This window comes from Campylobacter sp. W0066.2 (genome assembly GCF_024723515.1).
Taxonomy (GTDB): domain Bacteria; phylum Campylobacterota; class Campylobacteria; order Campylobacterales; family Campylobacteraceae; genus Campylobacter_D.
Genome location: NZ_JANQCV010000019.1, coordinates 1 through 13199 on the forward strand (window position 1 = coordinate 1; position 13199 = coordinate 13199).

13 protein-coding genes and 4 tRNA genes are annotated in these 13199 nt (G+C 31.6%); 5 read left to right on the forward strand and 12 right to left on the reverse strand.

What is annotated here, in order from left to right; translation table 11 throughout:
* Positions 1 to 51: 51 nt before the first annotated feature.
* From CAMP18498_RS07425 to CAMP18498_RS07455, 7 genes are read right to left on the reverse strand one after another with little or no spacing between them, the layout of a single operon-like run.
* Positions 52 to 582: a prepilin-type cleavage/methylation domain-containing protein gene (locus tag CAMP18498_RS07425; RefSeq protein ID WP_337198208.1), complete on the reverse strand. Its 531-nt coding sequence runs from the start codon at positions 580 to 582 to the stop codon at positions 52 to 54.
* Between the two features lie 30 nt (positions 583 to 612).
* On the reverse strand, positions 613 to 1620 hold the full coding sequence (gene tsaD / locus CAMP18498_RS07430) for a tRNA (adenosine(37)-N6)-threonylcarbamoyltransferase complex transferase subunit TsaD (protein ID WP_337198209.1): 1008 nt from the start codon (positions 1618 to 1620) through the stop codon (positions 613 to 615).
* Complete coding sequence (locus CAMP18498_RS07435) at positions 1617 to 3005, reverse strand: M99 family carboxypeptidase catalytic domain-containing protein (protein WP_337198210.1); 1389 nt, start codon at positions 3003 to 3005, stop codon at positions 1617 to 1619. The genes tsaD and CAMP18498_RS07435 overlap by 4 nt, the downstream gene beginning before the upstream one ends.
* Positions 3002 to 4081: a 1-deoxy-D-xylulose-5-phosphate reductoisomerase gene (dxr, locus tag CAMP18498_RS07440; protein WP_337198211.1), complete on the reverse strand. Its 1080-nt coding sequence runs from the start codon at positions 4079 to 4081 to the stop codon at positions 3002 to 3004. Before dxr ends, CAMP18498_RS07435 begins: the two co-directional genes overlap by 4 nt.
* A complete protein-coding gene (locus tag CAMP18498_RS07445; RefSeq protein ID WP_337198212.1) occupies positions 4078 to 4806 on the reverse strand; it encodes a phosphatidate cytidylyltransferase in 729 nt (242 codons plus the stop codon). Before CAMP18498_RS07445 ends, dxr begins: the two co-directional genes overlap by 4 nt.
* An 11-nt stretch (positions 4807 to 4817) precedes the next feature.
* Positions 4818 to 5138, reverse strand: a complete 321-nt coding sequence (locus tag CAMP18498_RS07450) for a hypothetical protein (protein ID WP_263707378.1) — start codon at positions 5136 to 5138, stop codon at positions 4818 to 4820.
* A gap of 2 nt (positions 5139 to 5140) precedes the next feature.
* Positions 5141 to 6445 carry an NFACT RNA binding domain-containing protein gene (locus tag CAMP18498_RS07455; protein WP_337198213.1) on the reverse strand — a complete coding sequence of 435 codons (1305 nt, stop codon included), beginning with the start codon at positions 6443 to 6445 and terminating at the stop codon, positions 5141 to 5143.
* A gap of 41 nt (positions 6446 to 6486) precedes the next feature.
* On the opposite strand from CAMP18498_RS07455, the gene CAMP18498_RS07460 reads away from it, so the two are divergent.
* The 3 genes from CAMP18498_RS07460 to CAMP18498_RS07470 all read left to right on the forward strand — a co-directional run bounded on the left by CAMP18498_RS07460 (position 6487) and on the right by CAMP18498_RS07470 (position 8424).
* Entirely contained in the window at positions 6487 to 7086 is a 600-nt protein-coding gene (locus CAMP18498_RS07460; protein ID WP_337198214.1) for a molybdenum cofactor guanylyltransferase, read from the forward strand.
* Positions 7049 to 8023: a phospholipase A gene (locus tag CAMP18498_RS07465; protein WP_337198215.1), complete on the forward strand. Its 975-nt coding sequence runs from the start codon at positions 7049 to 7051 to the stop codon at positions 8021 to 8023. Before CAMP18498_RS07460 ends, CAMP18498_RS07465 begins: the two co-directional genes overlap by 38 nt.
* Before the next feature lie 128 nt (positions 8024 to 8151).
* Positions 8152 to 8424, forward strand: a complete 273-nt coding sequence (locus CAMP18498_RS07470; RefSeq protein WP_337198216.1) for a hypothetical protein — start codon at positions 8152 to 8154, stop codon at positions 8422 to 8424.
* A gap of 22 nt (positions 8425 to 8446) precedes the next feature.
* On the opposite strand, the gene CAMP18498_RS07475 is transcribed toward CAMP18498_RS07470, so the two are convergent.
* Complete coding sequence (locus tag CAMP18498_RS07475) at positions 8447 to 9799, reverse strand: Na+/H+ antiporter NhaC family protein (RefSeq protein WP_442867734.1); 1353 nt, start codon at positions 9797 to 9799, stop codon at positions 8447 to 8449.
* 134 nt (positions 9800 to 9933) lie between these two features.
* Here CAMP18498_RS07475 and ilvD point away from each other — a divergent pair, with 134 nt between their 5' ends.
* Positions 9934 to 11610 carry a dihydroxy-acid dehydratase gene (ilvD, locus tag CAMP18498_RS07480; protein ID WP_337198218.1) on the forward strand — a complete coding sequence of 559 codons (1677 nt, stop codon included), beginning with the start codon at positions 9934 to 9936 and terminating at the stop codon, positions 11608 to 11610.
* 76 nt (positions 11611 to 11686) lie between these two features.
* Here the strand turns inward: ilvD and CAMP18498_RS07485 are convergent.
* The 4 genes from CAMP18498_RS07485 to CAMP18498_RS07500 all read right to left on the reverse strand — a co-directional run bounded on the left by CAMP18498_RS07485 (position 11687) and on the right by CAMP18498_RS07500 (position 12070).
* A tRNA-Ser gene (locus CAMP18498_RS07485) sits at positions 11687 to 11774 on the reverse strand.
* Positions 11775 to 11807: 33 nt separating this feature from the next.
* Positions 11808 to 11881, reverse strand: a tRNA-Cys gene (locus CAMP18498_RS07490).
* A 16-nt stretch (positions 11882 to 11897) separates the two neighbouring features.
* Positions 11898 to 11986 (reverse strand) — tRNA-Leu (locus CAMP18498_RS07495).
* A gap of 9 nt (positions 11987 to 11995) precedes the next feature.
* A tRNA-Gly gene (locus CAMP18498_RS07500) sits at positions 11996 to 12070 on the reverse strand.
* 164 nt (positions 12071 to 12234) lie between these two features.
* Between CAMP18498_RS07500 and CAMP18498_RS07505 the strand changes: the two genes are divergently transcribed.
* Positions 12235 to 13199 (forward strand): cache domain-containing protein (locus tag CAMP18498_RS07505; RefSeq protein WP_337198219.1); only part of this gene is annotated, 965 nt, incomplete at its 3' end.

Genomic DNA, 13199 nt, shown 5'->3' on the forward strand with positions numbered 1-13199 from the left:
CTAATACAAAAACATAAGTAAATATATAGCTAGTGTTTTCTCAGCCATTATTTAAAAAATACACCCTAGTAGCCAAGTCTTTAAAAGCTTTAGAGTGGATAGACTTTGACAAGCTTTGGATTTTGAAGTGCTTGAAAATTTACTTTGACTAAAAGCGTTTAAAGCTTCATCTAGCTGGGTTTTTATGCTTTGATTTTTAGGATCTTTCAAAGCTTGATTTTTTAAATCTGCTATATTTTGAGCTTTGCTTTTTTGAGCATTATCAACCATAAGTGCTAAAAGCAAAATACTTTCTTTATCTACAAAAAGCACCTTAAAACACTGCTCATCATTTCCTACGCTAAAATCTAGCTCTTTGGTGGAATTTTGCAAAGTTGATAAATCTTCGTTTTTTATATTTGCTACATTACTCATCAAAGCTATACTGGAAAGACTTTCATTTTTTAACACATAAGAACTTACATCATTGATAAAAGTTTTTAAATTTCCCAAAGCTTGAGCTGCGCTTGCTTCATCTTTACTTGCGCTAAATTTTGGCAAAGCAACTGCTGCTAAAACTCCAAGTATAATCACTACAAACACAAGCTCTATATATAATAGTAAAAGCCTTTTTCATAATACACCTTGTAAATTTTTCACTTTAGGGCTTATAAGATCATCTTCAACGCTTACAAATTCTTTACGCTCATAAGCTTCACAAGCTGCCCTTGCTATCATCAAAGCATTGTCTGAGCAATACTCAAGCGGAGCTAGCAAAAGCTCACATTGATAGCTTTGGCATAAATACTCTATTTGACTTCTTAGGCTTAAATTTGCACTAGCTCCACCTACTATACCAAAGCGTTTAAATTTATACTCTTTAAAAATTTTTTCTAACTTGTTTAAAATATGAGCTATAGCTACTTTTTGAAATGCAAAGGCGATTTTGCTTTTACGCTCTAAGTTTAACTCTTCTTTTAAAATTTCTAAACGCACTTGGTTTTTAAGCCCTGAAAAACTATAAGCTAAATCTTTAGAATGAAGCAAAGGTATGCTAAATTCCAAATCACTTTCTTTTACATTTTTAGCTAAATTTTCTATGATAGCTCCACCAGGATAGCCAAGTCCCATCATCTTAGCTACTTTATCAAAACTTTCTCCAAAGCTATCATCAGTTGTTCTTGCTAGTTCTGTGATTTTACCTTGCTTATCGATAAAAAGCACCATAGTATGCCCGCCACTTACAAGTAATACACCCATATCAAAACTAGCTTTTTTATCTAAAAACATAGAGTAGATATGTCCTTTTAAGTGATTAATCGCTATGAGTGGTAAATTTAAACTAATGGCAAGCATTTTAGCCATAGCCACTCCACCTATCAAGCTCACACTAAGACCAGGTTCATTTGTAACTGCTATGGCACAAAGCTTATCAAAGTATTTTTGGCATTTTTCTAAGATTTTAGGTAAAGCTTCACTGTGTAATCTTGCAGCAAGCTCAGGCACCACCCCACCATAAACACTATGAGCATTTTCTTGAGAAATTTTTGTATGAAAAACACATTCAAAGCTGTTTTTATCTATGATAGCAATAGAACTATCATCACAAGAACTTTCTATAGCAAGGATTAAGCTTTTCATTGAAATTCCACCAAAATCATGCCGATAAATTTGTCTTTTTGTTCTGATTTTTCTATGGCTTTTGCAGGTATATTTACTTTTTTGATTTCTTTAAAATTTGTCTTTTTTTCTAAGGCTTGATCGGCTAAATTTGCATTTTTTAACTCATAAAACTCTACTCTATAAATCTTTCTTTTTTTATCCAAAGAATAACGACTTTGCATTTGATTTTTGCTAATTTCTATACCACTTTCATCATTACCCCTATCAAAACCTATAACATTAACCCTTATACCCACAATGGAAGGAATTTTAAAGCTATTTTTCACTAGGATTTTTTGAGCAAAATTTGTTTGTATGTTTTTACCATCTACTATCATTTCAACACTATCTAAGGCATTTGAAAATTCAAAGTATTCAGGGTATAGTCTAGTTTGCAAGCGATTGCCGTAATTGATTGAGTATGAATTAACATTTGAAATCACTGCCGTAATTTCATTGCTTGCTTCATAATTTAAAGCTTGATTAACAGGGAAAGGCAAGAAATTTATAGCATTAGTAGGTTTGTCAAGATAAAGTAAAATTTTATCATTAAAAAGTCTTACTTCTAAAGGCTTTTCAATAGCCCTATAAACTCCATTTGGAGTTAGATCAAAAGTTCTTTGAAATTCTATATTTGCCTTTTTTAAATAATACTCCACCGCCAAAAGATGATAATATACTCTTAAGTGTGTTGGTAAATTTTTGCTCGCTTCATTAGCAAAAGCTGCTTTGTGATTTGACACCACAAAATAAGTTAAAGCCTTTAACATATCTTTGTCATTTCTTTCTTGGGTTTTGGTGTTTTTTAAATGATATTGATGTTCTTCTTTTATCAAGGCTTTATTAATATTTTCCACCGCTTCTTTGGCTATGCTTTCTAAGTCTGCATATTTAGTAGAATTTACCTCACTTTGATCGATAATGCTAGTATTGCCCCAGCGGTTTGGATTTTTATCTTTGCTTTCATATTGTGGTCTATAAAAACCACTTCCATCGTGTAAATTTATAACCATATTTACCTCAGGATCTAAAATAAGCTTTTTTATACGCCCTATGGTGTGAAAATCAGGATCGTTTTCATCTATATGGGCAAATTTTCTATTTAAATCTCCAAAATTTCCTCTATTTCTAGCAATAATACTTTCAAAAGCTAAATTTGGCGCAACGATAATTTTACCTTTAGTGATATTATAATCACTCAAAAGCAAACTAGCCGCATGAAACCCACCTGGCTCATCTCCTTGTATGCCTCCAAGTATTAAAACTGTGTTGTTATCATCTAAGCTTTTTCCATTTTCTTTCACACTAAATTCTAAAGCAAAAACCGCATTTATAAAAATCAAAACACTTAAAAAATATCTCACTTCATATCCTTATCTAAATAAAGCCTTACTTGTTTATCGTACTCAAAAACATCTTCAATTTGATTAATCTTTGGCACACCAAAATGATCTAATGATTTGAAAATTCCTTTAGCTATGTCTAAAAACTGCGCTTTTTGGGCTAAAAATTGATACACCATATACTCATTTGCACTATTTATAATCACACCCAAGTCAGGCTCTTTCAAAAGCTCATCTTTGAGTGAAAATATAGGATATTTTTTTAAACTAATTTTTTCAAATTTTAAACTTGGCATAGCTAACAAATCCAAATTTTCTATAAAGCTTTGATCATGCTCATCTAAAATCGCTTGAGCTATAGACAAACGCATATTTGCATGAGAAAAATACGCACTTATACCACCATCTTTAAACTCACACAAAGCATGTAATAACGATTTTCTTTCTATCAAAGCATCTATTTGCTTAATACCATAAAGATGATAAGCTTCGATGATTTCAAAAAGCTTATTGCACATACTAGCACTATCTATGGTGATCTTAGCCCCCATGCTCCAGTTAGGGTGTTTAAGAGCTTCTTTCACGCTAACATTTTTTAAATCTTTGATTTTATAATTATAAAAGGCTCCGCCACTTGCTGTGATGAAAAGTTTTTTAATATCTTTTCTTTTATCTATCAAACACTTTAGTGCTGCATGTTCGCTATCTATGGCTTTAATCTTAGAAGTGTCAAAAAATTTCCCTGCTACTACTAGGCTTTCTTTGTTTGCTAAGGCTAAGGTTTTACCAAGTTTTTGCACCATAAGACTTGAGTTTAACCCCGCAAAACCTACTATAGCATTTACTACTAAAGAGCTTTTGCACTCAGCTATCATCGCTTTTAAGCCCTCTTGAGCACAAAAAATCTTATCATGATCAACTAAGGTTTTATCTTTTTCATCTTGGATACATACAAATTTAGGCTTAAAAAGAGCTATTTGCTCATTTAAAAGCTTGATATTTTTACCACAAGATAAAGCTTCTATACTTATATTTTTTTCTTTAGCGATAAAAAGAGTATTAACCCCTATACTTCCTGTGCTTCCAAGAACGATCATACTAAAGTTGCCATTGCAAATGCTGCAATGATAACAGCATCAATTCTATCTAAAACTCCCCCATGTCCTGGGATTAAATTACCACTATCTTTAATACCTGCTTGTCTTTTAAAATAACTCTCAAGCAAATCCCCTATCACAGCAAAAATAGCTACGATTAAAGATATATAAATACTTTTTACCAAGCTAAATTCAAAAGAGCCTATGATAGTTCCTAAAATCCCTGCACAAACTATGCCACCTACAACTCCTTCTAAAGTTTTATTTGGACTTGTTGGAGAAAAAGCTCTCTCGCCAATGAGTTTTCCTATAAAATATGCCCCACTATCACAAGCAACGACAATCACTATAAGCCAAAACAATACAAACATACCCTCATAGCTTAATACTTGATAAAGCATTAAAATAGGTAAGGTAGGATATATATAAGGCATAAGTTCATTTAAATTTTCACTTTTTTTATAAACTAAATATCCTAAAATCAAAATCAAAGCCATAAGGCCTATAAAGAAAGGTTTATCTAAAAATGCTCCTATTACAAAAATACACAAAGCTACAAAGACGCTTGCATGTTTGCTTTTAAACATAGCTTTTGCTTCATTAAATGCCAAAAACAATAAAACACCAAAAATAGCAAAATTAATCAAAAAATTATCCACTAAAGCAACAACAGCTATCACAGCTATCATCACAATAGCACTAAGAATTCTTGTCTTTGAAAACATTTTTATCCTTTCTATATACTTAAATCAAGCAAATGAGAGCTTTTTTTAACCACTTCTTGCTCTTCTTGTTCATCTTCATCTTCTTGCTCTTGTTCTTGATGATGTTTAGAATGCTTCTTTTCTTCCTCTTGCCTTTCTTTTACCTCATCACTTACTTCGTGAGTTTGATTAACTTTTTCAAGTTTTTCAACTGTTTTTTCTTTTGCTTGAAACTCACTCATATTCACTAAAGTCGCAAAAGAATCTTTTGCTAGCTCATTGCTTACTTGTGCTGAATGTACCGGTGCATTTTGGTTAGCATAATTAACGCCACCTATGGGACTTATAGGCATATTCACTCCTTTAAAATGCTTATAGTCTTATAATTTGTATAATTTACAAAAGCCTTTTCCCTAACCTTAACAAAATTCTTACTCGTATAATCGACCAAATAAGCTCCAGAGCTTAGCTTGGAAAATTCCACACAAAGCTTTGCTGCAAATTCTAGCACTAATTGACTTATTTTTAATTTATTTGAAGTAATGATCACATGCGCACTAGGATAATCTTTCACATGCAGCCAAATATCATCTTTTTTAGCTATTTTTAATAAATACTCATTAGCTTTTTCATTGCGCCCCACGCTGATTTTAAACTCATCAAAATAAAAGCTACTAACTCCTGCGTTTAACTCTTCTTTTTTAGTTTTTTTGCTTTTTTTAGGCATTAAAACTTCTAATTCTCGCAAAGAAGTGCTTTTAGTGATTAAATCTTTTAAATTGATTAAAAAATCAAGTTTTTCACTTAAAATTTCTCTTTCTATGTTGATATTTTTAGCCTTTTGCTTTAATTTTTTTGCCATTTTGTAAAATTCATTCGCACTATTTTTAGGAGTATCTTCGAGCTTAAAAGCAAGCTCATTTGCATTAAAATCTTGCAAAATAAATTCTCTTTGATAATCTTTTAAAGAATTTAAATTAGCAAATAAAACGTCTGCTTTTTGGCTTAACTCTTGAGCTTTTTTTAATAAATTGCTTTCTTGCTCTAAATTTTCTATACTCTCTTTAAGGGTAAAGATTTTTTTATCTACATTTAAAAGTTTATTTTCTTTTATGTCTTTTAAACGATCTTGTTGTAACTTTTTAACACTTTCTTTAAAATACACATTAAAATCATCAATCTTTACAAATTCTTCTTTGATCTCATAAGCTTTTAAAGCTTGAAGTTTTTCGCCTATTTTTACAATACGGTAGCTTTTATCTATATGACGCAAAGCTTCTATGATAATATCATTAGTGTCTGTGATGATTACATTAGTGTTTTTTCCTGTAAATTCAAAATAAATCTTAGCCCCATAAGCTTTGTAAGATTTTTCTGATAAAACTTCAAAAGATAAAATTCTATTATTTTCTAACACTTCCAAATTTAAAATCTTCGCATTAGAAAAATATTTTTTTAACATAAAATCAAAAGGTGCATTATAGACTTTTGCTTGGAGTTTATCTTGGTAAATTCCACTTTTTCCGCGTGTTAAATCTAGTATAAAAGCTTGATGATCTAAGCTAAGCTCTAAGATATTATCATCAAGGCGTTTGAGATAATTTAGTCTTTGGAATTGTTTAAAATAATCTTTTATTTGTATTAAATCTGTATATTTCATAAATGTATTATAAAATATTTTGATGAATTTATGAGGTTTTTATGAGTGAAAAAATTCCTTATCCTTGTGTGATTTTATGTGGTGGAAAGTCTTCACGTATGGGAGAAGATAAAAGCTTATTGCAAGTAGATGATAAAAACTTAACTCTTTATCAATATGAAAAAATGTCAAGAATTTTCAATCAAGTTTTTATTAGCACCAAAAAAGATAAATTTCATCAAAAAAACTTAGCACTTATTTTAGATGAGGATTTAAACAACTATTCTCCACTCATTGCCTTAAATTCCATACTTAAACATTTTCAAAATACTTATGTATTTATCCTTAGCGTAGATACTCCAAACATAAGCAAAGAAAGTATTTATAAGCTTTTTCATCATCTAAAAGCGCAAAACACGCTCTTAGCAAGCACAAAAAAACACAAACATTATTTATGTGGATTTTATCATAGTAGAAATTTTGAAAAAACTTTGCAATTTTTACAAGAAAATAACCACAAACTAGCCCTTTTTTGTGATACAATAAAAGCAGAATTTATAGAATTTGAAAATGAAAATGAATTTATAAATTTAAATTATTTTAACGAATATAAAAAGTGGCTTTATGAAAAAAACAATTCTACCCATATTATGTGCTTTTAGCGCTTTAGCAAATGAGGATTTAATCAATCAAGCCTTAGAATATGAAAGGCAAGGTAAGTACAAAAAAGCTATGCAAATTTATAAAAGCTTAGCTTTAAAAGATACAGCAAAAACAAAAAATTTAGAATTTTCTCTTAATAATGAGCAAAATACAACAAAAGAACGTAAAATAGATGATTTTAACCCAAGAAGTGAAGCTTTGGCAAATTACCTTGGCACAGAAAAATCATACAATCCTTTTGGCATTAGTACGCATAATCTTAGTTATTTTATGCCTGTTTCTTATAGTTTCAACAAAAGAGATTATAAAAGCACTGAAACTAAATTTCAAATTAGTCTTAAAAAAACTCTTTTTGAAAATCTTTTAGGTCTAAACGAAAGCTATAACATAGCTTATACACAAATTTCGTGGTGGCAACTTTATGAACATTCATCGCCTTTTAGAGAAACTAATTATTTACCTGAATTTTTCATCAATTTTCCTATAAGTGGGCATGGGACTTTTGAAAATTTAAAAAATATACGCGTTGGTTTATTGCACGAATCAAACGGGCAAGATGATCCAGATTCAAGATCTTGGAATAGAATTTATCTAAGCAATGCGTGGTTTATTGGGGACTTTATGTTTATACCTAGAGTTTGGCTAAGAATTCCTGAAAAAAGCTCGGAAGATGACAATCCTGATATAGAAAAATATTTGGGCAATTTTGATATCAATCTTGCTTATACTCAGGATGATTATTTTATCAATATCTTATGGCGTAATAATTTAAATTTTGCTAATAATCGCGGTGCAGTGGAAATAAGCGGAGCTTATAAAATTTCTAACAATGGCTTGTATATTTACACTCAGTATTTTAATGGTTATGGCGAGAGTCTTATTGAGTATAATAAATCCTCAAGCAGACTCTCAAGTGGAATTTTGTTAATGTATTAAAATGGAAAAATTTTGCTTTATTAAGTTTATCATTAACGATGAAAAATCTTTTAAAAGATTATGTGAGTTGTTTAATTATATTAAAATTTTAAAAGATGAAAATTTACAAATAGAAGATTTATACACAGATGAAAGTATATATAATTTTTATAGCAAAAAAAGAATTAGAATATTTCTCAAGCAAAGATTGCTGGGAGTTTGATGATATTTTTGATTATATAGGAAATGGAAAGTATTATTTTCACTCCATAGAAAAAATAGAGGAAAATATTGCCAAATTATATTTTTACCCCGTTTCTTTTCCTTATGGTGGAGTTGAACCTATAATCGAGTTTATAAAATCATTCCAAATGAAAATTCTTACAATTGATTGTAGTTATATGGAAGAATTTGAATATTAAAAGCCTTAAAAGACTTTTAATATTAAAGCAAGCAAAATGCTATAACGCTACCTAAGATAAGCAAAGAACCATTAAAGCATAAAAATGTTGGTATACAAGTATCTTTGATGTGATCGCCTTGCTTATCTGCATTAAGCCCTATGCTCACTCCCAAAGTCGTTTCACTAGCAGGCGATCCTGCATCACCTAAAGCTCCAGCAACACCGATGATAAAAATAATCGCAGCAGGTGAAAAACCAAGCTCTATACATATAGGACAAAACAAAGCAGCAATGATAGGAATAGTACCAAAAGAACTGCCTATGCCTATGGTAATTAAAAGACCTATGGCTAGCATGATAAAAATAGCTAAAAAGTGACTTTGCTCCATAAAAGGCACGCTTGTTTTTACAAGCTCAGCTATACCTCCACTTTGTTTTAAAACCTCTCCATACCCTGAAGCAACAAGCATTACAAAGGCTATATAACCCATGATTTTAAGCCCATCATCAAAAACTAGATTAACTTTGTTATACTCTACTCCACCCAAAATTACCATCAATACAAAACCCAAAAGCCCTGATAAAGGTAAATTATGCGTTAAAATTTGCAAAATCAAAGTCAATCCAAGGCCAGCTAAAACACCCCATTCTTTTTTACTCATTTTTAAATTTTCAAAATCCATTTTGGCAATTTGCTCTTCTTGATATTCTCTTGGTTTAGCATAAAATACAAACACAGCCAAAAACAAACCAACTAGCATACAAATAGCCGCAAAAGCCATAGTTTGAGAAACTTCTCCTAAGCTAATTTGCACTCCATTTGAATTTAAATTATCCACAAGCAAAGTTTGAAAAATAAGCCCAAATCCCAAAGGCACGACCATATAAGGTGTAGTAAGTCCAAAAGTTAATGCACAAGCTATGGCTCTACGGTCTATTTTTAACTTATTAAAAAGTTTTAACAAAGGTGGAATCAATAAAGGCACAAAAGCCACATGGATAGGGATTAAATTTTGTGAAAAACAAGCAATAAATGCCAAAGAAAGTATAAGTAAGTATTTTTTATGTGAAATATAATGCGAAACTATTTTAATCAAATATGCCGTTAGATTAGTTTTTGATATAGCAGCAGCCACTGCTCCAAGTAAAATATAACTTAGTGCTGTTTGCAAATTTCCTTGCATACCATCAATTAAAACTTTCATAGAATCCATCATAGCTTGCGGAAGTTGAGTAAAAACCTCCATCAAAGTCAAATGCTCTACATTCATAAATTTAGACCAAACGCCCACAAAAAGCCCAGAAAGCAAAACACTAAGCAAAACATTAAACCTAAAAAAACACAAAAGCGTCATTAATACAACGCCTATAAATACCGGATTAGTTAAAAGCATTACATTCCTTAAATTAAAATAATTGCACATTTTAAATAATTTTCTTTAAAATACCATTTAAGTTTAAAAAATTTAAGCAAAAATTGCAAAATAAAAGCATAAAATGATAGTTTTTACTTTAAAAAAGGATACAAATGAGAAGTGACGCAATCAAAAAAGGACATTTAAAAGCACCAAATCGCTCTTTACTTAGAGCATGTGGCTTAAATGATGAAGATTTTAACAAGCCTTTTATAGGTGTAGCAAATAGCTATATAGATATCATCCCGGGTCATTTTTTCTTAAACGAATATGCAAAAATCATTAAAGATGAAATTCGCAAAAATGGTTGCATTCCTTTTGAATTTAACACTATAGGTGTTGACGATGGTATAGCTATGGGGCATGATGGTATGCTTTATTCTTTGCCAAGTCGTGAAATCATCGCAAACTCTATTGAAACAGTGATGAATGCACACCAACTTGATGCACTAATTTGTATCCCAAATTGTGACAAAATCACTCCAGGTATGCTCATGGGGGCTTTAAGAGTTAATGTGCCGACTATTTTTGTGAGTGGTGGGCCTATGAAAGCAGGAGTAAATAAACACGGAGAAAAAATCAGCCTAAGTTCTGTTTTTGAAGCAGTGGGAGCCTATGAGGCTAAAAAAATCGATGAAGATGATTTAAAAGATATAGAATGCAAAGCTTGTCCTAGCGGTGGATCTTGCTCGGGTATGTTTACTGCAAATTCTATGAATACTTTATGCGAGGCTATGGGCATAGCACTTGAAGGAAATGGAACTATTTTAGCACTTAGCAAAGAAAGAGAAGAGCTTTTAAGAAAGGCTGCGCGTAGAATTTGTGAGATTGCTCTAGATGAGCGTTTTAAAATTCGTAATATCATTACTAAAAAGTCCATTAACAATGCTTTAGTTGTTGATATGGCTATAGGTGGAAGCTCAAATACTATCTTGCATATGCTTGCCATTGCTTATGAAGCGGGTGTAAATTTAGATATAAAAGAACTCAATCACATCAGTGCTAATGTAGCTCATATAGCCAAAATTGCTCCATCTTTAAATACTGTTTATATGGAAGATATACACAAAGCAGGTGGGGTAAGTGCGGTAATGGCTGAAATAGCTAAAAAACCAGGCCATATTTTAGAACTTGACACTCTAGATATTAGTGGAAAAACTTTAAAAGAACGCATTGAAAATGCTAACATTAAAGATGAAAACATTATAAGAAAAATAGACAATGCCTATTCAAATGTAGGTGGGCTTGCTATACTTTTTGGGAATTTAGCCGAGCAAGGCTGTGTGATAAAAACCGCAGGTATCATGGGTGAGCGTAAATTCAAAGGTAAAGCAGTTTGTTTTAACTCTCAAGAAGAAGCCATTAAAGGCATTATAAAAGGTAAAGTTAAAGAAGGCGATGTGTGTGTGATACGCTATGAAGGGCCAAAAGGTGGACCTGGCATGCAAGAAATGCTTAGTCCGACTTCATTACTCACGGGTATGGGACTTGGTGCTAAAGTAGCACTTATAACAGATGGCCGTTTTAGCGGAGCTACAAGAGGGCTTAGCATAGGTCACATTTCTCCTGAAGCTGCAGAAGGTGGGCTTATAGCGCTTTTAGAAGATGGCGATGAGATAGAAATTGATGTGGATACTTACAGCATTAATGCAAATTTAAACCAAGATGAAATCACCAAACGCAAAGCAAACTTTAAAATGCCTCATAAACAAATAAATTCAAGATGGCTTAAAATGTATCAAAAGCTTGTAAGCAATGCTAGCAAAGGCGGAGTTTTAGACTTAGAATAATTTTCTTAATTTCTTTAAGAAATTAAGAAATATCTTTTTAAATGTGAAAACAAAAATATGAAAAATTATGTTAAAGTGGCCGGGAGAAAGGGATTCGAACCCCTGGAGGTGTGACCCTCAACGGTTTTCAAGACCGCCGCTTTCGACCACTCAGCCATCTCCCGAAAGAATAAAAATATCAAGTGTTAACATCGCATTGGAGGCGACATCCGGATTCGAACCGGAGATCAAGGCTTTGCAGGCCCATGCCTTACCGCTTGGCTATGTCGCCTTGAGTTACCAAAAAGTGGTGCCCGAGGCCGGACTTGAACCGGCACGGAAGAAAAATTCCGAGGGATTTTAAGTCCCTTGTGTCTACCAATTCCACCACCCGGGCGGGTGATAATGGAGCGGGAAACGAGATTCGAACTCGCGACCCCAACCTTGGCAAGGTTGTGCTCTACCCCTGAGCTATTCCCGCATTAAAATTGAAATTATATCTATTAAAGCTTAAAGATATATAAAAAATAATTTAAAAATTATAATAAACAAATAAACTTATTAAAATTAATAATATTTTTATAATCAATATGATATAAAACGGGATTTGATTTAATCAATTTAAAATATTGCATGGAGGTATTTATGTTTAGCTTTAAAAGCTTATCAAGCAAATTAACATTTATAACCTGTTTGTTAATTATAGCAATTTTAACCGTAGTTAATATTATAAACTACTATGAATCTAAAAAAACAATCAATGATTATCTGTATGAAATACAGATGAAAACAATGCTAGATGTTGCAAAGGTATATGAACTTTATGGTAATTCAAAAAGAGCAGCAATAAATTCTCTTGGACACTCAATCTCTTCCAAACCAAATATGCATCAAGACGAAATTATAGATATTTTAGGCACCTTAAAACAGTCATCAGATTTTGAACTTGTATACATTGGATTTGAGGACACTGGTAAAACATACAGATCTAATAAAGTTATTAATGATATCACAAGTGGATATGATACTAAAAATAGATCTTGGTATAAAGAAGCAAAAGCCGCTGGCAAATTAATCGTTACCGATCCTTATATCTCTGCTTCTAGCGGTCAAGTAACTGTAACATATGCTGCGCCAATTTATTCAGATGGCAAATTTATAGGTGTTGTAGCAGGAGATTATGATCTTTCAAGGTTTTCAACCGATGTTTTATCACTAGGACACTCTAATAGTTCTTATGTTGCAGTTTATGATAGAGAAGGTATTATAACCTTCCATGAAGACAAAGAAAGAATGCTTACTAAAAACGATTTAAGTATTAATATAACAAATGCTGTAAAAGCTAATCCTGATTTAGTTGATCCAAGTAAACAAGAAACCTTATTTTATGCTAAAGATGGCACAGGTAAAACTCAAGTCGCAACATGTACACAAAGCTTAAACCCTAAATATATAATCTGTTCTATCACAGAAGAATCTGTGTATACTGACGCAGTAAATAGATTGTTATTTCAACAAATTATAATTGCTATTATAGCTATAATAATAGCTTTACTTCTAGTAAGATTTGCTATTATTAGAAATTTAAAACCTATTGCAATAATTACTTC